We start from the raw sequence: 22316 nt of genomic DNA on the forward strand, positions 1-22316 counted from the left end.
ATCTGCTTCTTAGCTTTTGTTTTACAGGTTATGCTGGCCAAACTACTTAAAGACAGCAAGCATAGATTTAAAGATTTAATGCTTGACCTAAGGAAACTACATGCTGTTAAATTTACCATCGGTCAGGAAGAGTTTATTTTGCGCACAGAGTTAAAGGGCAATATCTTTGATATTTTTAAGGCTGTTGGTAGCAGACCGCCAAAAAGGATACTAGGATACAAATCTACCATATAAAGGAATATTGTAGTGGTACGTCTATTTGGTGTGCCCGGAAACCGTTGATATTACTGAATTCCTTTGGATAGTGCTGTCAAACTTGAGTATGAATGAATACATTACTTAGATACAGGGATAGTAACTTAAATATTAACCCAAAGGAGGATTGCTTATGTCCGATAAGCTCCGACTACCCTAGCTTTACTCGGGCCGGCCATGGGCCGCCTACATATATTATTTTTACCCGAGTTAAGATATTCATTGCAATAATTTCTAAAAAATTCTACACATTTCATACTTACGGGATTATAATCTAAAAAAACCTGAAAGTAACGGTCGAAAAAGCTTACAATGAAAACAAAAAACATTGACCTTAATTAAGTGCTTTGTTATCCTTTAAATGGCAGATACACAATATTGGTATAACGGTAATCCACTAAACAGCGAAGCACACATTTACTTGGCGGAAGGCATACGGGAGGCGAAACTATGACTAAGTGGCTGTATCCGGGTATGTTTTTTAAGCGCTGGCTTTTTCTGGCGCTGTTGGGGTGCGGGCTGTTATTAACCGGTGTAACGCTGGTGGTTTATTCCTTCACTCCTTACACAGGATTTTTTTTAGAAAAAATGATTAATAATATAACCGGCCAGAGCGGAATGCTGCTGCCAAGCATGGTTATTATGGTCGCAGGCGCTGGGTTAATGGTTTACGGATTATGTAAGGCCATGTATTCAGTAATCAGCGCGGTCACGCCAGGCGGAGACAAACTGGTGGATGTGATTTATCACCGGCGCCGGCGAAAGAAGGGACCACGGATAGTGGTTATCGGCGGCGGCACGGGAACTCCGGTTTTATTGCGCGGTCTAAAAAAATATACGGACAATCTGACAGCCATTGTTACGATGGCCGATGACGGCGGCAGCTCCGGACGGTTAAGGGATGATTTGGATATTTTGCCCCCCGGCGATATCCGCAACTGTCTGGTCGCTTTAGCCGACCGGGAACCTCTGGCTAAGGAACTGATGCAGTATCGTTTTGCTGCGGGGGAACTTAAAGGGCATAGTTTAGGCAATCTTGTACTGGCGGCTATGTGCGATATTACCGGCGGCTTTGACCGGGCGGTGCACAGACTCAGCCGGATGCTGGCGGTGCGAGGCCGGGTAATCCCTGCTACTTTGACCAATGTCCGGCTGTGCGCGGAAATGGAAGACGGCTCGGTTGTTTGCGGGCAATCTAAAATTCCACAAAGCGGCAAGAAAATTAGGCGTGTATTTTTAGAGCCTGGTAACTGCTATCCCATCGAGGATGCTTTGCAAGCTATCGAGGAGGCAGATGCTATTATAATGGGGCCGGGGAGTCTTTATAGCAGCGTTATGCCCGGGCTGATGGTGCAGGGGATTTCCGAGGCTATAGCCCGTGCCCGGGCCGCTAAAATTTATATTTGCAATGTTATGACCCAGCCCGGTGAAACTAACGGTTACTCTGCTTCCCAGCACTTACACGCTATCTTGAAGCACGCCGGTGCAATAGTGGATTATGCTGTTGTAAATACGGAAACCGTACCGGCCAAGTTGGTGGACTGGTATAACAGGGAGGGTGCCGCGCCGGTTGTGGCGGATCTCGAAGCTATTAACGCTTTGGGGGTAACTCCTATCTCCGGTGAGCTGCTGCAGGAGGGTGGAGTAGTGCGTCATCACCCCGACAGGCTGGCTCATTTACTGATCGGGCTTATCAATGGTTATCACCACCAGCCGAAGCACGCGGTGTATATAAACAATTATCTCCAACCCAAACATGTTGCTGGTGAGTAGAAAAATGAGGCGTGGGGGTAAGACAAATACTCTGTGTTTTTTTACTTTAGTAAATTATAAGCACTGAAATGGGCGCGCTTTTCTTGCGGCAGGCTCGCCATAGGCTATAACCGGGCGGGTAAAATAAATATGGCCGGTCGGGTATTGTTTGCTTTATAAATAAGACTGGGAAGTGGACAGAGTGGATTTTATAATTGAACTACTGGATACGCATGGACCTTTAACTGGGAGGGTGCTGCTGGAAAAAACAAAAATGGATGAGTTTAGTTTATGGAAAATTTGTAATAGCAGCGAAAAAATAATAACTATAACAATTGGCAGGAGATACCTGAGGCTTGATAAGCATGTTAAAGGATACGCCAGACTTTCACCATCCATCATCAGGGAGTTTTATGATTATACTATTATTGGCACCGCCAAAACCTTTTCGGAGATGTCCACCAAAGCAGAATTACTACATCAAGAGATCGTAAAAATAAGTAAAAATAAGCTCGAACTTGCCCGAGAGGTTATTAAAAAGATTTGTGAATCCCATAAGGATTCACAAACCATCAAAAATCGTGCTTGTTTCATTATGGCAGGTGATGTAGCTTACAGCATGGCCCACTTGGAACCCAGGCCTGAAACATCTACGGGAGAACTGGTTAAGGGCTCAGATCTGGATATTGTGGTAGTAACCCAGGATCTATCCGACAGTATAATTCAAAGCCTTGATTTAGCTATCTATGACCAAAAAAACTATCTTTTGAAAAATCCCAGTTATAAAGAAGAAATTGATTATGTTATCAAAGACATGGCCAAGGTACATGAGCAATTAAAATTCGACTGCTTTGAATCCATGGTAGCGGCAAAGATTCTTGATGAAGGAATTTTTCTTTATGGTAACCTGGATATTTTCCAAAAGGTTAAGCAGTTGCTCTTTGAGCAGCGCATACCGGATAAAATTGCAGACTTAGAAGAAATGGCTTTTGATAATCGAAATAACGCCATAAACTTTCTCTTAAAATATGAAGGAACACTTTCCGATGAAGATAATATGCAACTTTTTTATACCAAGGAAGAAAAAGAAGAGTTTTTTTAGTCTAGCAAAAACCATAATCACGCTTTAACTTTTCTACATGCATATAATACTCCAAGTTATTAAGGCTTGAGGCAGCATCCCTATCCAGTACAACGGTAACTCCCCCGCTGTGCAGTTGGATTGCCGAAGCCGTGATTTGAGAAGTTATGGGACCTTCAATGCTTTTGGCCACCACATCCGCCTTCTTTTTCCCATTGGCCAGCATGATGATATTCTTCGCCTCAAGAATAGTACCGATCCCCATGGTGAGGGCGAAATGCGGCATATCCTCCCTGGCTATGCCGGCTTTTTTATAAAAGCTTTCATAATTGTCATCGAGGGTTTGTGGGGTTAAGGCCTGTAATCTTGTCCTTGAGCCCAGCGATGACCCCGGTTCGTTAAAGGCCCAATGACCGTCACCGCCTATACCCAAAACTTGTAAATCAATTCCCCCGGCTTTGACAATCTCATCTTCATACCACCGGCAATACTTTTCAGGTTCTTTGGTCAGCCCGTCGGGAACATGTACGTTTTCCGGCTTAATATTAATATGCTTAAAAAGGTTCTCGTACATAAACCTGGCATAACTCTGATCTAAATCGAAGGGTTTATTCAAATCAATACCCACCCCATAGTACTCATCCAGATTGAAAGTTTTAACGTTGGAAAAATCGAGTCCTTCCTTATGCATTCTGACCAGTTCCTGGTAGGTTCCGATAGGTGTGCTGCCGGTCGCCAGCCCAAGTACGCAATTGGGCTTGGCTTTTATATAACCTGCAATTACCTCGGCTGCATACCTGCTCATTTCTGCATAACTTTCTCTTACTATAATATCCATGTTATCTATTCCCTCCTCAATTAGTTATTAAATATGTAAAATATTCTCTATTACAGGTCCTGGCAACCCAACTACACGCTCTAAGCTTTCACCACCTTTTAACTCTAATTAATATTTTTAAATTTAACGATACATTTTACCATAATAATTCAACTTTCTGCTAGTCTGTTATACGGGTTTGCTAAACTTTCCCGATATCTATCTATTCATACATTAAAGTATTGATACGGTTAATTCATTCGAAATATGGCATTTTCATGAAATAAATACCGCGAAATCGCCCGGCACGGGTTTACGACCCTGCTTGAAACAATTGTGCTGCCGTTCATTTTAAATTAAGCGAAAAAAACGCCCGGGGCTGCCCCCGGACGGGTTTTACTGTCCAGTAATGTTTTCTGGGTTTTCTTGCTCAGGCTCCTCCTCCGGATCCGGCTGCGGCTCAATTACCTCCGGTATAATTTCCACAGCAATATGCACCTGCTTGGGCTGTAACGAGATAACCCCGTTCGGCGGAACCAGCCCCACTTCCCTTGACACATCTTTAGTCACCCCGGAAATATCAACAGCCTGCGCGTTTACTTCGGTAAGAGCTTCAATTACCTGCTTGGGACCTGTTACCTGCACCGTAGCGGGCAGCACCGCTACCTCCCCCACCAAATATCCTTCCGCCGGCGCACCGGTAAGCTCGACCCGCACCGGCAGTTCTTTGACCGGCAACGAGGTCACCGGCACAGTTACCAAAACCCGTGAAGGACTGGCGGTAACACCTTTAACCCCGGTCTGCACAGTCACCTCTTTGACCAGGTCGTTCTCCACACCGGACAGGTCTACTGCGACACCAACGTGATTAATTCCCGCGAGAAGTTTACCCGGCCCCTCCAGTGTTATTGTCTGGGGCTGCAATACAGGCTTACCCTGGACCAGGCCACGAGCAACTTCACCCTTCAGGTTAAGCGTCACCGGTACATTTTTTTGGGTTATTTTGTCCGCGGCAACTCTTACCACCTTGGGGGTGACTTGAATCACCTCAACCCCCGGAGGGGCAGTAACCTGTACCGGCAGTTGTTGTTCACCTTCCGTAATACCTCTCAGGTTGACCTGGGCAGTGAAATCACTCAACCTCAGGGTAGCACTGAGATTTCTGGGGATCTTAGCTTTTATACTAACTTTGCCGGGCAACCCGCTGAGCACGTAACCTTCAGGTTTTCCCTGGACAGTTAAAGGTACTTGGTAGGTATGACTGCTCACCGGATTTTGCTCGTTAGTCACATATACCCAAAGGAGCACAGCCATAAAAAATGCAATTAGGCGAATGGAATTATCCCGCCAGCGGATCATCATAAGCACATCACCTTTTTTGCCAGAGTGAGGAAAGCGCACTGCGTGTGGTAGTAGGCTTGAGGAACTTAACCAGCAGGTCATGCAGTTCCACTTCCGTTAAACGCCGGTAAAGGATCCCTTCCAGGGTCAAAGACACAGCTCCTGTCTCTTCGGATACGACTACCGCTACGGCATCTGACTGCTCGGATAGCCCTACCGCAGCCCGGTGTCTGGTGCCCAGCTCCCTGCTTAAATGCCGGCTTTCGGATAACGGCAAAACACAGGCCGCCGCAGCCAGCCTATCCCCCCGGATAATTACGGCACCATCGTGCAGCGGTGACTTGCTTATAAATATATTCATCAACAGTTCGGCTGAGACAAGACCATCCACTTTGATGCCGGTATCAATAAGCTCCTGGAGGCCGGTTACGCGTTCCAGCACAATCAGCGCTCCGGTCCGGCTGGCGGACATATTCTGGGTAGCCCGAACCACTTCGTTGATTAAGGCACTCCGATCGTCTTCAGCCATCTGGGTCAGCGGGCGGACAAAGAAATCGCCGCCGCCCAGTTTTTCAAGGGCACGGCGCAGCTCAGGCTGAAACACAATTGGCAGTGCCACCACTAAAACCGTCATCGCCTGTCTTAGCAACCAGTGTACGGTATTTAAATTTAGCAGGCTGCTCACCGCGGTGGCCACCAGCAGCACCGCCAGGCCTTTGATTAACTGCACTGCCCGGGAACCCTGAATCAGCATCATCAACCGGTATAAGACAAAGGCTACGATTAAAATATCAATAATGCTGACAATATTAAATAAGTCTAAATTAAGATTCAGGTTCTCCTTTAGCCCCCTGAGATATTCCATGCCATTGCCCCCGATTTATTCACTTGCTTAACTATTTTAACACATGGCCTGGATAAAAACGAGTGTTCCAGTATTATTAAGCTTATCCCGGCACTCTAATATTTCCTGTCCAGCCTTAGGGCTGTTTCTCCAACCAACTCTCCGCAGCCAGCAGGGCTGCCCGGTACACATTTTGCAGTGGCACCTGTTGGTCCCGTGCCCTGGTCAGGCAATCTTCAAATTCCGGGGAACAGCGCAGCGGTCGCATCCCCGGCTCCTCCCGGGCCAGTTTAACCCGTACCGCACCATAGCTGGTCTGCACAGTGATAAGTTCCCGGTGCAGACACCTGCGACGCTCGGTGCGCAGGCGCACCCCCAGAGTAGAGGTTTCGGAAAAAATTATCTGCAATAGGGACTCCTGCCGGTCTTCCCGTGCGACTACTACAAGCATTACCCCGGGCCGACCTTTTTTCATGATGATGTGCTTCAGGTAGACATCCAGCGCACCGGCCTCCAGCAACCTGGCCATCAGGTAAGGATAGTACTCCGGGTTCATGTCATCAATAGCGGTTTCCATAAGCAGCACTTCTTCGCTGATTTTCCCTGCCTGTACATTGCCCGAGACCGGCTCGCCGAGCACGACATTAACCAGGGCTTTAAATATTGGTTCAGCTAAATTAACGCCGGGCTTTCCACCGGTCTTACCTCCCTCTGCCAGTTCTGCCCCGCAACCCGTTGCCCGCAAAATAAGCCCGGGCATTTGCAGGTCAGGTTTGGCCAGGCCCTTAAGTATGGCGGCACCTGTGGGGGTAATAATCGTTGCCTGGCCTGCTGCAGGACCAACGACAAAACCATTAAGCAAGGCAAGGACATTGAAAGACTGGCCGGACAGCCCGCCACCGGCACTGTCCAGGGGCAGCGGCGCAACAAATAGCTTAGCAGCCTGCAACGACTCCAGTGCCAGCACCGTACCCAATATTTCCACCAGCAGCTTGTCCGACAGGTAAACCGGTCCTGCCAACCTGGCCTGGTAATAACTGCTCAACTGCTCCATAACTTGAGCAAACCGCTCCAAAGCACCAGCGTCCAACCCCCTGGCTTTGAGCTCTTTGACCAAACCTTCTGCCGGGTATTGCTCACCGGCGAGTGGCTGAACCTTAACTCCGGTATACAGCAGCCCGTGCCCGCTGCACCCGGTAAAAGCGCTCAACCGCCCCGGCACCAGCTTTAAGTCCGCTAACCGGCTGTTCATCTCCTCAACATCTGCACCCGCCCCGATTAAGGCAGCCAGAGCAGCCCCGGGGCTAAAACCATATCTGCAGTTAAAATGAGCTACCGTCATTGGCTCACCATCCCCGCTCATAAAAATTTTCACCTATTACACCGGTTACTCCTGCACAAAATCTAGCCGGCCAATATACCGGTAAAGCAAGTAAAAAAAGCAATGCACGCCACCGCCTCTTTTAGGCCGGGGCATGATTGCCGGAGTTTCTAGCCTCTTTAAGTATTTCGTCTAAACTGCCGCTACGCAAACCGTGCAGGTCCAAAGTTACATATTGAAAACCCAGGTTCCGCAAGCAGCTTTGCACCTTAGACAGCACCGGCGGGCGCAAAAGTTCAGCCATTTGTTCAGCAGGGATTTCAATCCGAGCTATACTGCCATGATGCCGCAGCCGGACTTCAGGAAAGCCGGCCTCATGCAAAAACCTTTCCCCGGCTTCGATTTGCCTCAGCTTTGCAACTGTAATCGGGCTGCCGTAGGGAATGCGCGAGCACAGGCAGGGCGAGGAGGGTTTGTTCCAGACGGGTAGCCCCAGCTCTCTGGCCAGCTGCCGGATTTCCTGCTTGGTTAACCCGGCGTCGAGCAGGGGACTGAGCACTTGCAATTCCCGCACCGCTTGCATACCGGGTCGGTAATCACCCGCGTCGTCGGCGTTGGAGCCTTCGGCTACCGCAGCCAGTCCCTGTTGCCCTGCCAGGGTTTGAAGTTGACTCAAAATAATCCGTTTACAGATGTAGCAGCGGTTGGGGGGATTGGCACAAAAAGCAGGATTATCCAGTAAGCCTTCATCCTCAAAGACCGCTAACCGGCAGTTTAGGTGGGCGGCTAATTCCTGCACCCCGGTTAATTCGCCGGCCCCGTGTATAGCGGCATGGAAGTTAACGGCCAGCACATTACCCGGCCCCAGGGCGTCAATGGCCGCACCAAGAAGTAGAGCGCTGTCCACACCGCCGGAAAGGGCTACCAAAATACTTGGGTAGCCCCGCAAAATATCCTTTAACAGCCGGTATTTTTGCTTGGCCAGCAACTTGCATTCACCTTAGCTTAACATTTATTACGGATAAACCCGTTAATGATTTGGTCGGTGGCCAATTCACCTTTGTTTTCCAGCCGCAGCAAACCATAGGCAATGCTATCCACCAGCGCTTCCCAGCTGGCCTCAATGATATTGGGGCTTACCCCTACCGTACCCCAGGAGCTATGGCCGTCACCGGATTCCACCAGCACCCGTACTACTGCCCCGGTACCTTCTTTTTCATCCAGTACCCTAACCTTGTAGTCATTGAGCTGGAAGCTGGAGATTTCCGGGTAGAATCCTTCCAGCGCTTTGCGCAGCGCGTTATCCAGGGCGTTTACCGGGCCGTTCCCCTCGGCAGCAGTGTGCATCACCTGGCCGTTGACCTTAATTTTTATAATCGCCTCGGAATAAACCGTTCCCTCACGCAATTCAATTAACACTTTCAGGCTTTCCAGAGTAAACGGCTCCTGGTAATCATAAAAGGCCTTGCGCACCCGCAGTTCAAAAGAGCCCTCGGCACCTTCAAATTGGTAACCCTGATTTTCCAATTCTTTTAACTCATCAAGTAACTTGCGGTTATCTTCTTTCTCTAAACCTAGCCCCAAGCCCAGGTCAGACTCCTGGTATTTGTACACCAGGTTACTTAAGCCGCTCAGCTCGGAAACTAGCACCCGGCGCCGGTTGCCCACCTTTTCGGGTTCGAGATGCTCATAGGTCTGGGGGTTCTTCAGCAACGCGTTCACATGTACCCCGGCTTTGTGGGCAAAAGCACTGCCCCCCACAAAAGGCTGGTTATTCATCGGATGCATATTGGCCAGTTCGCTGACAAACCGGGACAGATCGGTGAGCTCCGCAAGACTCTCCTCCGGCAGGCTGGGTATATGACACTTAAAGGCCAGGTTAGGTATGATGGAGATCAGGTTGGCATTGCCACAGCGTTCCCCATAACCGTTAATGGTGCCCTGCACCTGAATTACCCCGGCCTGGACTGCAGTTATCGAGTTAGCCACCGCCAGCTCACTATCGTTATGACAGTGTATCCCCAGGGGCAGATCAATCACCTGCTTCACCGCAGATACCAGATCAAAAATCTCGTTGGGCAGGTGGCCGCCGTTGGTATCACAGAGAATTATCCTGGCAGCACCGCCTTTTTTAGCCGCCTGTAATGTGGCCAGGGCGTATTCCCGGTTGGCAATAAAGCCGTCAAAAAAGTGCTCGGCATCATAAAAAACTTCCATTCCCTGCTGTTTCAAATAAGCAACCGACTCTTCAATCATGTTCAGATTGTCTTCCAGGGTGGTCATCAGGGCATGTGTTACATGGAAATCCCACGTCTTTCCAAATATAGTGGCAACCGGGGCTTTGGAACGGACAATCTGCTGCAGATTTTCATCCTGGTCGGCGGCTGTACCGGATTTTCTGGTGCTGCCAAAAGCACAGATGCGCGCGTTTTTAAGTTGGTGCTCCCTGATCAGCTCAAAAAAACGCAAATCTTTAGGATTGGAACCAGGCCAGCCTCCTTCAATGTAATGAAAGCCCAGTTCGTCAAGCTTGAGGGCTATTTTAACTTTATCCTTGGCAGATAAGGATATACCCTCTCCCTGGGTTCCGTCCCGCAAAGTTGTATCGTATATTTCCACTCTTGGCAAGTCTATCTCCGTTCCTTTCATCTAAAAAAATTAATGACTGTTAACACAGGGCGGGAAGCGACACCTTTCCCGCCCTATGGCTAAAATTTCGCTATAAAAATCACAATAACACTATATATCAATAGGATTAAGTTTAAGAAAGTTTAAGCCTGACCCCAATTAGCTCGGCCATTTCGCGGGTACCTACTTGTTTCATGCCTGGCTGCATAATATCGGCGGTACGGTAGCCTTCGTTAAGCACGCCGGCCACAGCCTGTTCCACGAGGCCGGCGGTTTCGGGCATATCAAAGGAGTAGCGCAGCATCATGGCCACCGAAAGAATGGTGGCAATGGGGTTGGCCTGGTTTTGTCCCGCAATGTCCGGGGCGGAGCCGTGAATGGGCTCATACAATCCAATCTTACCACCAAGGCTGGCCGAGGGCAGCATGCCGATGGAACCGGTCAGCTGCGAGGCTAAATCGCTGAGGATGTCGCCAAACATATTCTCGGTGAGCATGACGTCAAACTGTTTGGGATTGCGCACCAACTGCATGGCGCAGTTATCCACCAAAATGTGGTTCAGTTCCACGTCGGGATATTCCCCGGCCAGAGATGTCACCACCTCCCGCCAAAGGCGCGAGCTTTCCAGCACATTGGCTTTATCCACCAAAGTAACTTTGCCGTTTCTTTTGCGGGCCAGGTCAAAGGCCACCCGGGCTACCCGCTCGATTTCCCCTGTGCTGTACTCCATAACATCCACTGCTTTAACATTGCCGTCCGGCAGCGTTTCCCGGTACTTGGCGCCAAAATAGATCCCTCCGGTGAGCTCCCGCACCACCATAATATCCAGGCCGTCAACCACTTCCCTTTTCAGAGTGCTGGCATCGGCAAGGGCTGAGAAAACTGTCGAAGGCCGCAGGTTGGCAAAAGCCCCCAATAGTTTGCGCAGGGGCAACAGCGCACCTATTTCGGGGCGCTTCTCCACCGCCAGGTTATCCCACTGGGGACCGCCCACCGCCCCCAGCAGCACCGCATCCCCCTCCAAGCAAAGCTTTTGGGTTTCTTCCGGAAACGGGTCGCCGGTAGCATCGTAAGCGCAGCCCCCAAAGAGAGCCTCCCGGGTAACAAACTGTACACCGGCGCGCTCCTGTACCGCCTTCAGCACCTGTACGGCTCCGGCCACTATCTCGGGGCCGATACCGTCACCAGGCAATAGCGTGATTGTATACATTTACTTCACTCCTTGATACTGCGATGTAGCTGGACCGCCCCGGTGCAATCACTCTTGAACAGCCCAACAGGGCACATTAGGCCTGGTCTGTTGGCCGCAGTCTCTTCGCTACGTAATCGATCAGTCCACCGGCATCGATGATTTGCTGCATAAATTCAGGTACAGGGGTGGCCTGGTAGGTCTCGTTTTTAGTTAGATTTTTCACTATCCCCCGGGCCGCATCAACCGCCACCTCATCACCTTCCTCGATAGCCTCCGCTGCTTCGGCGCACTCGAAAATAGGCAGCCCGATGTTAAAGGCGTTGCGGTAAAAGATCCGGGCATAAGACTTGGCAATCACACAGCTTACACCTGCCGCCTTGATGGCGATGGGGGCATGCTCCCGGGAACTGCCGCAGCCAAAGTTCTTATCGGCCACAATGATATCGCCGGGCTGCATTTTATTGGGGAATTCCGGGTCGGCATCCTCCATGCAGTGCTTGGCCAGCTCAGCCGGGTCAGAGGTATTCAGGTAGCGGGCCGGTATAATCGCGTCGGTATCCACGTCGGCGCCGAACTTCCATGCTTTTCCTTGCAATGCCATTTACTCCACCTCCCAGGGGGCGGCAATGCGGCCCAGCACCGCCGAAGCGGCAGCCACGGCCGGGTTGCACAGGTAAACTTCACTTTCCGGATGCCCCATCCGGCCCACAAAATTGCGGTTAGTGGTAGCCAGGGCCCGCTCGCCCCTGGCTAAAATGCCCATGTGCCCGCCCAGGCAGGGCCCGCAGGTGGGTGTGCTCACTGCCGCGCCGGCATTGATGAACTGTTCCACTAATCCTTCCTTCATGGCCTGCAGGTAAATCTCCTGGGTGCCGGGAATGACCAGCAAACGCAGGTTATCGCTGACCCGGTGACCTTTAAGCACCTCGGCAGCCAACTGCAAATCCGACAACCGGCCGTTGGTGCAGGACCCGATTACCACCTGGTCAATGGCCACATCAGTGGCTTCACTAACCGGGCGCGTGTTCTCCGGCAAGTGCGGGAAGGCAATCTGGGGCTCCAGCTTGCTCACGTCAATTTCTATTACCCGGGCGTAGTTCGCATCCGGATCGCTTTGGTAGAAGGTATACGGACGCTTGGCCCGGTTTTCCACATAGGCACGGGTGACCTCATCCGGAGGCACAATCCCGTTTTTGGCCCCGGCTTCAATGGCCATGTTAGCCATGGTCATGCGCCCATCAATGTTTAGAGCCTCAATGGCCGGGCCGGTAAACTCCATGGCCATGTACAGCGCCCCGTCTACGCCGATTTGCCCGATGATGTACAGGATCAAATCCTTGCCCCCCACCCACCTGGGCAGTTCGCCATTAAATACAAATTTAATGCTTTCCGGCACCTTGAGCCAGGTTTCCCCCAGCGCCATGGCCGCCGCTAAATCAGTGCTGCCCACGCCGGTGGAAAATGCCCCCAGGCCGCCGTAGGTGCAGGTATGGCTGTCGGCACCGATGACCAGATCCCCCGGGCCCACCAGGCCCTGCTCGGGGAGCAGGCAGTGCTCCACACCCATCCGGCCTACTTCGAAATAGTTTGTGAGCCGGTGCTTACGAGCAAATTCCCTTAATTGCTTGGCCTGTTCAGCGGACATGATGTCCTTGTTGGGCACAAAATGGTCGGGCACCAGCACTACCCGCTCCCGGTCCCAAACTGTCTCTACACCAATACGGTCAAACTCCCGAATGGCCACGGGGGCGGTTATGTCATTGCCCAATACCAGGTCAACTTTCACATTGATCAGCTGCCCGGGTTCCACCCGGTCCATCCCGGCATGGGCGGCCAGTATCTTTTCAGTGATGGTCATGCCCATCATTTGTCACCCCTATTTTTCTCATAAATCATTTTATTTACCGCGTCCACATAAGCCCGGGCACTGGCCTCCAATACATCGGTGCTGATGCCCCGGCCAATGTATTTTTTATCCTGGCTATCTTCGGCTATCCGCAGGGTCACCTCACCCAACGCGTCCTTACCTGACGTGATGGCGCTAATGCTCCAGCTGGCCAGGCTGCAGTTATAGCCCGTAATTTTATCCACCGCCTTGCAGATGGCGTCCACCGGGCCGTTGCCACAGGCCGCTTCCTCACGAATTTCCTCATCCTTGACCAAGCCCACTGTGGCAGTGGGCACCACGGTGGTGCCGCTGCTGATATGCAGGTAGGACAGTTCATAGGCCGCCGGGACCTTGAGGATTTCATTTTCCACGATTGCTTCAATATCCTGGTTAGTGATATCCTTCTTGCGGTCGGCTAAATCCTTGAAACGCCTAAAGGCCTTGTTAAGCTCTTCATCATTTAACTCAAATCCCAGCTCAATCAGCCGGTTACTAAAAGCATGCCGCCCGCTGAGCTTGCCCAGCACCAGGTTAGTGTGCAAGCCGACCATGGCCGGGTTCATAATCTCATAGGTGGTGCGCTCCTTGAGCACTCCGTCCTGGTGAATGCCCGATTCATGAGCAAATGCGTTCCTGCCCACCACCGCCTTGTTGGGCTGCACCTCCATGCCGGTGAGCTTGCTCACCAGCCGGCTGGTGCGAATGATCTCCCCGGCTCTGATACCGGTCTCCATACCGAAGCGGTCCCGCCTGGTATACAAAGCCATGGCAATTTCTTCGATGGAAGCATTGCCGGCCCGTTCACCGATACCGTTGATAGCCCCCTCAATTTGACGGGCTCCGGCCACTACAGCTGCCAGAGAATTGGCTACGGCCATGCCCAAGTCATCGTGGCAGTGCACGCTAAAGATTACCTTTTCAGCGCCCTTGGTACGGTCTATAACAGTGCCAATAAACTCGGCATATTCATCCGGGGTGGCATAGCCTACGGTGTCGGGCAAATTAATAGTGGTAGCCCCAGCGTCAACCACAGCCTGCACTACCCGGCACAAAAAATCAACATCGCTGCGGGATGCGTCCTCAGCGGAAAATTCAACATCGGCAGTGTAACTTTTAGCCCGTTTCACACCGGCCACCGCGGATTCAATAACCTGCTCTCTGGTCATGCGCAGTTTATGCTGCAGGTGAATGTCCGAAGTGGCGATAAAAGTGTGAATGCGCGGCTGTTCGGCTTCTTTAACGGCTTCCCAGGTCCGGTCAATATCCTCGAAATGAGTGCGGGATAATCCAGTTACGGTTACTCCCCTCACTTCACGGGCAATGTTCCTTACCGCTTCGAAATCACCCTGGGAACTGATGGGAAAACCCGCCTCAATGATGTCCACACCCAGCCGGGCAAGTTGTCTGGCAATCTCCAACTTTTCGCTGGCATTTAAACTCACCCCCGGGGATTGTTCCCCGTCCCGCAGGGTTGTATCAAAAATATACACCCGGTTGTTCATGTGGATCCCCCCATACTAACAATCGATAGCTTCACTGATAGCTTTACCGGCCGGCACCATTGGACTAACCCATTCCCCGGCGCTAACCAGACAATTAATCAAAACCGGCCCCGGCTCAGCCAAAGCCTGAGGCAGCAGCGTATCCACTTCTTCTTTGGTACGCAGGGTATAACCCTTAATGCCATAGGCTCGGGCCAACATTTCAAAGTCCGGGTGGAACTTGAAGTTTACCGCCGTGTACCGGCCTTCGTGATATACCTTTTGTAGCTGGCGTACCATACCCAGCACGTAATTGTTTAAAATAATCATTTTCAAGGGCAGCTTGTTTTCTACAATGGTGCCCAGTTCCTGCATCGTCATCTGGAACCCGCCGTCACCAGCCACCATGACCACCTGTTCACCAGGCAGTCCGAATTGAGCGCCCATGGCAGCAGGCAGTCCAAACCCCATGGCACCTAAGCCTCCCGACGATATTAAACCGCCGGCCCGTTTAAACCTGTAATATTGGGCTACCCACATTTGGTGCTGGCCAACATCGGTGGCTACCACGGCCGTGCCTCCGGTGATTTCAGCAAGTTTTTCCACCACATATTGAGGTTTCAGCTTGCCCTCCACCTCGTAGCGTAGGGGATACTCCTCCCGCCAGGCGTTAATCTGTTCCAACCATGTGGTGTCGGTTCTTTTTTCCAGACGGGGCAGCAATTCCTGCAGCACCTGTTTCACATCGCCCACAATAGGTATATGCACAGCTACATTCTTACCTATTTCTGCCGGATCAACATCCACATGAATAACCCCGGCCTGGGGCGCAAACTCGCTGATCTTGCCGGTCACCCGGTCGTCAAACCGGGCCCCCAGGGCAATGAGCAAATCGCAGTTGGTTACCGCCAGATTGGCGGCCCTGGTGCCATGCAGGCCCAGCATACCCAAAAACAACGGGTGGTCACCGGGAAAGCTGCTCAACCCCTGCAGGGTGTTGGTAACCGGCGCGTTAATGGTTTCAGCCAAAGCTAATAACTCGTCGCTGGATCGGCTGCGGGTGATACCGCCACCGGCGTAAATGACTGGTTTTTGCGACCGGGCAATCAGTTTAGCCGCCTCGGCTATCTGATTGTGATGCCCGCGAAAAGTAGGCTTATAACCACGCAAATGCACTGTTTCCGGATAATTAAATTTGATTTTAGTTTCAGCTATATCCTTGGGCAGGTCAATCAGCACCGGGCCTGGCCGCCCGGTAGTGGCAATATAAAAGGCGTTTTTTATCATCCTGGGTAACTGGGCAGCGTCTTTAACCAGGTAATTATGTTTGGTGATCGGCAGGGTAATGCCGGTGGTATCCACTTCCTGAAAGGCATCGGTACCTACCATGCCGGTGGCCACCTGGCCGGTAATGATCACCAGCGGTACCGAATCCATATATGCGTTGGCTATACCGGTGACCAGGTTAGTGGCACCTGGTCCCGAAGTGGCCACCACGACCCCCACTTTCCCGGTGGCCCGGGCATAGCCGTCCGCTGCATGCACCGCACCCTGCTCGTGCCGCACCAGCACGTGCTTAATGGCTGAATCATGCAGAGCATCGTATACTGGTAATATAGTCCCACCGGGGTAGCCGAAAATGAGTTCTACTTGTTCTTTTTCCAGGCACTGCACCAAGGCTTGGGCAGCCGTTATTTCCATGGCTAATCCCCCTCAAGCAATTATTTATTTCAAGTTAAAAAGGGTTATATCTATCTTCTGGTCTTTTTTAACCAGGGCATCAACGCCCGAATCTCCGCGCCCACCTCTTCAATGAGACTTTCTTTCTCCTGCTTACGAATGGCGTTCATAAAAGGTTTGTTGGTCTGGTTCTCCAGTAAAAATTCCTTGGCAAAGGTGCCGTCTTGAATCTCAGCCAGCACGTTCCGCATTTCCTCCCGGGTTTCCTCGGTGATAATGCGCGGGCCCACCATATAGTCGCCATATTCGGCAGTGTTGCTCACCGAATAACGCATTAAGCTCAGCCCGCCCTCGTTAATCAGGTCGACGATTAATTTCATTTCGTGCAGGCACTCAAAGTAAGCCATCTCAGGAGCGTAACCTGCTTCCACCAGTGTGTCGAAGCCGGCTTTAATCAGCTCGGTGACACCGCCGCACAGCACGGCTTGCTCGCCAAATAAATCGGTTTCGGTTTCCTCCTGGAAGGTGGTTTCAAACACACCGGCTCTGGTGCATCCGATGCCCTTGGCATAAGCCATGGCGATGTCCCGGGCTTTACCGGTGTAATCCTGCTGCACCGCAACCAGACCCGGCACACCTGCGCCCTCAGTGAACATCTGGCGCACCATGTGGCCGGGGCTCTTGGGGGCTACCATGATTACATCAACATTGGCCGGCGGCACAATTTGGCCAAAGTGAATATTAAAGCCGTGGGAAAACATCAAAGCCTTGCCTTCAGTGAGATAAGGCGCAATTTCCTCAGCATAAACCCGGGCCTGTAATTCATCAGGCAGCAGGATTTGGATCAAATCTCCCTGGTTGGCCGCCTCGGCCACAGTCATTACCGTCATACCGTCGGCTTCCGCCTTTTCCCAGCTGTCGTCAATTCCCTTGGCCAAGCCCACCACTACATCCAGGCCGCTGTCCTTCAAGTTCTGAGCCTGGGCATGCCCCTGGCTGCCGTAACCCATCACAGCAATCTTTTTCCCCTTGAGCATCGCTAAATCTGCATCTTGATCATGAAATACCTGTACCATAATTATAAACTCTCCTCCTTGGCACCATTTTCCTGGTAACCTGTATTTTTTGTACCTCTAACCATAGCAATTTTTCCTGTGCGCACTAATTCTTTAATGCCGTAAGGGCGCAGTGTTTCTTCCAAAGCATTTATTTTACCGTGATTGCCTGTGCATTCCAGGGTTAGGGTCTTGCGGCCCATATCCACAATGCGTGCCCGGAAGACATCACAAATTTGGATTACTTCGACCCGCTGAGTATGATCCGCATTTACTTTTATTAACACCAGTTCCCGGTCAACATATTCATCAGCGGTAATATCATTTATTTTAATTACATCCACCAGCTTGTGCAATTGCTTTGTGACCTGTTCCAGCACCCGGTCGTCGCCATCCACCACAATGGTCATCCGGGACACTTCGGGATCTTCAGTGCGTCCCACCGCTAAACTATCAATATTAAAGCCACGCCGGCTGAATAGCCCGGCCACCCTGGTCAGAACGCCCGGGCTGTTTTCCACCAGCACTGCAAGGGTGTGCAGCATATCCTACCCCTCCTATCCCAGCATTTTATGAATGGGTTCACCGGGAGCTACCATGGGATATACATTTTCCTCCCGTTCCACCGGGATATCCAGCACCACCGGTTTGTTCACCCCCAGGGCTGCCTCCAGGACATCCCGCAACTCAGATTTATTGTTCACCCGCATGCCCACAGCGCCATAGGCCTCAGCCAGCTTGACAAAGTCGGGGTTTTTTAGCTCGGTATATGAATAACGGCGATTATAGAACAACTCCTGCCACTGCCGAACCATACCCAAAAAACCGTTATTGATAATTGCTATCTTTACAGGCAAATTATAGTTCACCGCAGTGGCCAGTTCCTGGATGTTCATTTGGATACTGCCGTCCCCGGCGATATCGATCACCGTTTCATCCGGGCAGGCCACCTGCACGCCAATGGCTGCCGGGAAGCCAAACCCCATGGTACCTAAGCCCCCCGAGGAAATGAAGGTCCGCGGCTTAGTAAAGGTGTAATACTGGGCGGTAAACATCTGGTGCTGGCCCACTTCCGTGGTAATCCGGGCATTGCTCCGGGTAACGTTGCAAATCTCCCGGACAACCTCCTGGGGTTTCAGCTGCCCGTTGGTCACAAAGTCCAGGGGATGTTCCTTTTTCCACACCGTGATTTTATCCCGCCACTGGGTAGCCACCCGGGGCTTTAAACGATCAATGATCTGGCGCAGCGCCAGCCGGACTTCGCCAACTACGGGTATATCCACGCCCATATTTTTACCTATTTCCGCCGGATCTATGTCAATATGCATAATGGTAGCGCCGGGGGCAAATTCCTCAAGCTTGCTGGTTACCCGGTCATCAAAACGCACCCCAATGCCAATTAACAGATCACTTTCACTGACTGCGTAATTGGCGTATTTGCTGCCGTGCATACCCAGCATACCCACCGACAGCGGGTGGTCACCCGGGAATCCTCCCAAGCCCATCAGCGTAGTGGCCACCGGCATGAGCATCATTTCAGCCAGCTCCAGCAGTTCTCCGTGAGCCCCACCACTGACCACACCGCCACCGGCATAAATAACGGGCCGCTCGGATTCTTCAATTGCCCTGACGGCCCTGGCTATTTGTTCGGGATTTGGCTTATGATTAAATCGATATCCCGGCAGCTGCACCGGGCCGGGATCCAGGTGCTCGGCCATGCCTGTGGACACGTCCTTGGGCATATCGATGAGTACCGGCCCGGGCCGGCCGCTGGTGGCGATATGAAAAGCCTCCCGCACCGTCCTGGCTATATCCTTGGTATCTTTAATCAAAAAATTATGTTTAGTGATAGGTAAAGTTATCCCGGTAATATCGGCTTCCTGAAAAGAATCCCTGCCCAATAAGCTAGTTGCCACTTGCCCGGTTATCGCTACCACCGGCACCGAATCCATATAGGCATTAGCAATACCGGTTACTAGATTAGTTGCCCCGGGTCCCGATGTAGCCAGGCACACGCCAGGTTTACCGGAGGCCCGGGCATAGCCATCGGCAGCATGGGCTGCACCCTGTTCGTGCCGGGTCAGTATATGTCGAAGCTCAGAATCATAAAGCACATCATAAATCGGCAGTACTACCCCGCCCGGGTAGCCGAAAATAGTATCCACCCCCTCGGCCAGGAGACTATCGACCAGGATTTGTGCCCCGGATTTTTGCATACCCCTTCACCCTCCGGAAAATAATTTAGCAGCTGGCCTGTTAACTTGCATAACAGGCCAGTGTTCTATGCAGGCTAACTGTACAGGATTTGCGACCGGTACAGTATTTTTTATTAAATAACAAAGCTATTGCTTTATAACTTCTTTAGCACAGCACCGCGATCAGATGAAGTAACCAGCTGAGCATAACGAGCCAGGTATCCTTTAGTCACTTTGGGCTCCGGCTTTACCCACCTAGCCATCCTGGCGGCCAGTTCCTCGTCGCTGAGCAGCACATCCAGTTTGTTCTCGGGAATATTAATCTCAATCAGGTCCCCGTCCTGAAGTGCGGCAATGGGGCCGCCATCAGCGGCCTCAGGAGCCACGTGACCGATAGAGGCACCCCGGGTGGCCCCGGAAAAGCGCCCGTCGGTAATCAGAGCTACATCCTTATCCAGCCCCAATCCGGCCACAGTAGCGGTAGGGGTAAGCATTTCCCGCATCCCCGGACCACCCTTGGGCCCTTCATACCTGATCACGATGACATCACCCTTTTGAATTTGCTTATCAATCAGCGCCTGATAAGCCTCATCTTCGGAGTTAAATACCCTGGCCGGGCCGCGGTGTTTGAGCATTTCCGGATCTACCCCGGCCTTCTTCACCACCGCCCCGCTGGGGGCTAAGTTGCCCCGCAGTACGGCAATACCGCCGCTGGCACTGTACGGGTCGGCTACGCTGCGAATCACCTCGCCACGTTTAATGGCAACCCCCGACACATTTTCGCTCAGGGTTTGGCCGGTGACCGTGATAGCACTGCCGTCGGCAAACCCGTGGGTAATCAGCTCGTTAAGCACCGCCGATACGCCGCCGGCCTCATCCAAATCAAGCATAAAATGCTCGCCCATGGGACTCAACTTGCACAGGTTGGGCGTTTTTTCACTAACCTGGTTAAACAGGTCCAAATCTATTTCCACTCCGGCCTCGTGGGCAATGGCGGGCAGGTGCAGCACCGTGTTGGTGGAGCAACCTAAAGCCATGTCAAGGGCCAGGCCGTTGGCAAAAGCCTTGGCGTTCATAATATCGGATGGGCACAGGTTTTCGCGCACCAGATCCACCACTCGCATGCCGCTAAGCTTAGCCAGACGCCGGCGGGCCGCAGATACCGCGGGCATTGTGCCGTTGCCGGGCAGGGCCATGCCAATAGCCTCGGTCAGGCAGTTCATTGAATTGGCGGTGAACATACCGGCGCAGGAACCGCAGCCCGGGCACACCGACTCTTCAACCTCAGTCAGTTCCGCCTCGGTCATGTTACCGGCCCGCACTTTGCCAACCGCCTCAAAAATATTGCTCAGGGACATATCCCGCCCCTGGTAGCGACCGGGCAGCATTGGGCCGCCGCTGACAATAATGGTTGGGATATCCACCCGGGCTGCGGCCATCAGCATGCCGGGAATTACCTTATCACACGAAGTAATAAGCACCATGCCGTCAAAGGGATGGGCCATACTCATCACTTCGACTGAATCGGCAATAATATCCCGGCTGGCCAGGGAATATTTCATACCGGCATGGTTCATGGCAATCCCATCGCACACCGCAATCGAGGGAAACTCGATGGGAGTACCGCCATTCATCCGGACACCGGCCTTAACTGCCTCGGTGATTTCGCGCAGGTGCATGTGTCCGGGCACTATCTCGTTATATGAATTGCATACTCCAATGATTGGCCGCTCCAATTCCTGCTCAGTTAGACCCAACGCCTTGAACAGGGAACGGTGGGGGGCTTTTTCCAGTCCTTTTTTCATGGCATCACTGCGCATATTTAATCCTCCTATCAGAGCTGATAATGCTGACAACGTCTATTCAAATATAACTGGTCCGTCTTCTTTGGTCAATTCCCGGAAACCCTTGAGCAGGCTCCAGAATACTTCGCCGGGCTTGCCGGTGCCGATAGGCCTGCCATCCACCCGCACGCAGGGGATTAATTCCGCCGCCGAGCCGGTCAGGAAACATTCATCTGCATTATATACATCATGCCGGTTAAATAACTTTTCCTCCACCACCATGCCCATGGCTCGGGCTACTTCCATAACGGTATTGCGGGTAATTCCTTCCAGTAACCCCAGATAAACCGGCGGAGTAATTAGCTTGCCGTTTTTAACCAGGAAAATATTATCACCGCTGGCCTCAACCACATAACCCTCCTGGTTAAGCATCAGGGCCTCGCCAGCACCGGCTAATTTAGCCTCCATTTTGGCGTATATGCTGTTCAGGTAATTGAGGGACTTAACCCTGGGGTTGCAGGCCTCAGGAAGATTACGACGGGTAGCCACGGTAACCATCTCCAGACCATTCTCATACAATTCATCCGGATAAAGCTGGATGGATGAGGCAATACAGAACACCGTCGGCCGGGGACAATTTTGGGGATCCAGGCCCAGGTCACCCTTGCCCCTGGTTACCACCAGGCGGATGTAGGCATCCCGCAGGTTATTGCGACGCAATGTTTCCAGCACCGCTTCCTGCATTTCCTCAATGCTGATGGGAATCTGCAGGCAAATAGTGCGGGCTGATTCATATAACCTTTCCAGGTGATCCTGCAGTTTAAAAACATGGTTATTATAAGCCCGAATGCCCTCGAAGGCACCATCTCCGTACAGCAAACCGTGGTCAAATACCGATACAACCGCTTCTTCCTCAGGTACATATTTACCGTCCAAGTAAATGATCAAACCCATAATTTCACACTCCTGCTATAATTCAATAAGATTTATCTACACAATCCT

Annotated in this window: 18 protein-coding genes and 1 pseudogene; 3 read left to right on the forward strand and 16 right to left on the reverse strand. The window is 51.7% G+C overall.

From position 1 onward, the window contains the following. The 3 genes and pseudogenes from SPSYN_RS05955 to SPSYN_RS05965 all read left to right on the forward strand — a co-directional run. Nucleotides 1-234, forward strand: a pseudogene (locus SPSYN_RS05955) (IS1634 family transposase); the annotation flags it as partial. A 471-nt stretch (nt 235-705) separates the two neighbouring features. After that, nucleotides 706-2028, forward strand: a complete 1323-nt coding sequence (locus SPSYN_RS05960) for a gluconeogenesis factor YvcK family protein (protein ID WP_161821583.1) — start codon at nt 706-708, stop codon at nt 2026-2028. A 181-nt stretch (nt 2029-2209) separates the two neighbouring features. After that, complete coding sequence (locus tag SPSYN_RS05965; RefSeq protein ID WP_202623746.1) at nt 2210-3109, forward strand: hypothetical protein; 900 nt, start codon at nt 2210-2212, stop codon at nt 3107-3109. Between the two features lies 1 nt (nt 3110). Here the strand turns inward: SPSYN_RS05965 and nagB are convergent, their stop codons facing one another. From nagB to ilvE, 16 genes are all read right to left on the reverse strand, one after another. Continuing rightward, the gene (gene nagB, locus SPSYN_RS05970) at nt 3111-3926 is read right to left on the reverse strand and encodes a glucosamine-6-phosphate deaminase (protein WP_161821585.1); all 816 of its coding nucleotides are present in this window, start codon (nt 3924-3926) and stop codon (nt 3111-3113) included. A 375-nt stretch (nt 3927-4301) separates the two neighbouring features. After that, nucleotides 4302-5267 carry a CdaR family protein gene (locus SPSYN_RS05975; protein WP_161821586.1) on the reverse strand — a complete coding sequence of 322 codons (966 nt, stop codon included), beginning with the start codon at nt 5265-5267 and terminating at the stop codon, nt 4302-4304. A 7-nt stretch (nt 5268-5274) separates the two neighbouring features. Then, nucleotides 5275-6111, reverse strand: coding sequence for a diadenylate cyclase CdaA (gene cdaA, locus SPSYN_RS05980; protein ID WP_161821587.1), 837 nt, complete (start codon nt 6109-6111; stop codon nt 5275-5277). Nucleotides 6112-6226: 115 nt separating this feature from the next. Next, complete coding sequence (larC2, locus tag SPSYN_RS05985; protein ID WP_161821588.1) at nt 6227-7453, reverse strand: nickel pincer cofactor biosynthesis protein LarC2; 1227 nt, start codon at nt 7451-7453, stop codon at nt 6227-6229. Nucleotides 7454-7553: 100 nt separating this feature from the next. Continuing rightward, nucleotides 7554-8399, reverse strand: coding sequence for an ATP-dependent sacrificial sulfur transferase LarE (gene larE, locus SPSYN_RS05990; RefSeq protein WP_161821589.1), 846 nt, complete (start codon nt 8397-8399; stop codon nt 7554-7556). A 17-nt stretch (nt 8400-8416) separates the two neighbouring features. Then, entirely contained in the window at nt 8417-10039 is a 1623-nt protein-coding gene (cimA, locus tag SPSYN_RS05995; RefSeq protein WP_161821590.1) for a citramalate synthase, read from the reverse strand. A gap of 133 nt (nt 10040-10172) precedes the next feature. Then, complete coding sequence (leuB, locus tag SPSYN_RS06000; RefSeq protein ID WP_161821591.1) at nt 10173-11249, reverse strand: 3-isopropylmalate dehydrogenase; 1077 nt, start codon at nt 11247-11249, stop codon at nt 10173-10175. A 76-nt stretch (nt 11250-11325) separates the two neighbouring features. Further along, on the reverse strand, nt 11326-11832 hold the full coding sequence (leuD, locus tag SPSYN_RS06005; RefSeq protein ID WP_161821592.1) for a 3-isopropylmalate dehydratase small subunit: 507 nt from the start codon (nt 11830-11832) through the stop codon (nt 11326-11328). Next, nucleotides 11833-13095: a 3-isopropylmalate dehydratase large subunit gene (gene leuC / locus SPSYN_RS06010; RefSeq protein ID WP_161822210.1), complete on the reverse strand. Its 1263-nt coding sequence runs from the start codon at nt 13093-13095 to the stop codon at nt 11833-11835. It lies immediately after the preceding gene. Then, nucleotides 13095-14621 (reverse strand): 2-isopropylmalate synthase, encoded by a 1527-nt coding sequence (locus tag SPSYN_RS06015; RefSeq protein ID WP_161821593.1) that lies wholly within the window; start codon nt 14619-14621, stop codon nt 13095-13097. The genes leuC and SPSYN_RS06015 overlap by 1 nt, the downstream gene beginning before the upstream one ends. Before the next feature lie 15 nt (nt 14622-14636). Beyond that, on the reverse strand, nt 14637-16301 hold the full coding sequence (gene ilvB, locus SPSYN_RS06020) for a biosynthetic-type acetolactate synthase large subunit (RefSeq protein ID WP_161821594.1): 1665 nt from the start codon (nt 16299-16301) through the stop codon (nt 14637-14639). Between the two features lie 50 nt (nt 16302-16351). Then, nucleotides 16352-17356 (reverse strand): ketol-acid reductoisomerase, encoded by a 1005-nt coding sequence (gene ilvC, locus SPSYN_RS06025; protein WP_161821595.1) that lies wholly within the window; start codon nt 17354-17356, stop codon nt 16352-16354. 2 nt (nt 17357-17358) lie between these two features. Beyond that, nucleotides 17359-17880 (reverse strand): acetolactate synthase small subunit, encoded by a 522-nt coding sequence (ilvN, locus tag SPSYN_RS06030; RefSeq protein ID WP_161821596.1) that lies wholly within the window; start codon nt 17878-17880, stop codon nt 17359-17361. Nucleotides 17881-17892: 12 nt separating this feature from the next. After that, nucleotides 17893-19551 carry a biosynthetic-type acetolactate synthase large subunit gene (ilvB, locus tag SPSYN_RS06035; protein WP_161821597.1) on the reverse strand — a complete coding sequence of 553 codons (1659 nt, stop codon included), beginning with the start codon at nt 19549-19551 and terminating at the stop codon, nt 17893-17895. A gap of 134 nt (nt 19552-19685) precedes the next feature. Continuing rightward, nucleotides 19686-21350, reverse strand: coding sequence for a dihydroxy-acid dehydratase (gene ilvD, locus SPSYN_RS06040; RefSeq protein WP_161821598.1), 1665 nt, complete (start codon nt 21348-21350; stop codon nt 19686-19688). A 39-nt stretch (nt 21351-21389) separates the two neighbouring features. Continuing rightward, nucleotides 21390-22268, reverse strand: coding sequence for a branched-chain-amino-acid transaminase (gene ilvE / locus SPSYN_RS06045; protein WP_161821599.1), 879 nt, complete (start codon nt 22266-22268; stop codon nt 21390-21392). Nucleotides 22269-22316 lie beyond the last annotated feature (48 nt).

Source organism: Sporotomaculum syntrophicum, assembly GCF_009932395.1.
Classification (GTDB): domain Bacteria; phylum Bacillota; class Desulfotomaculia; order Desulfotomaculales; family Desulfallaceae; genus Sporotomaculum; species Sporotomaculum syntrophicum.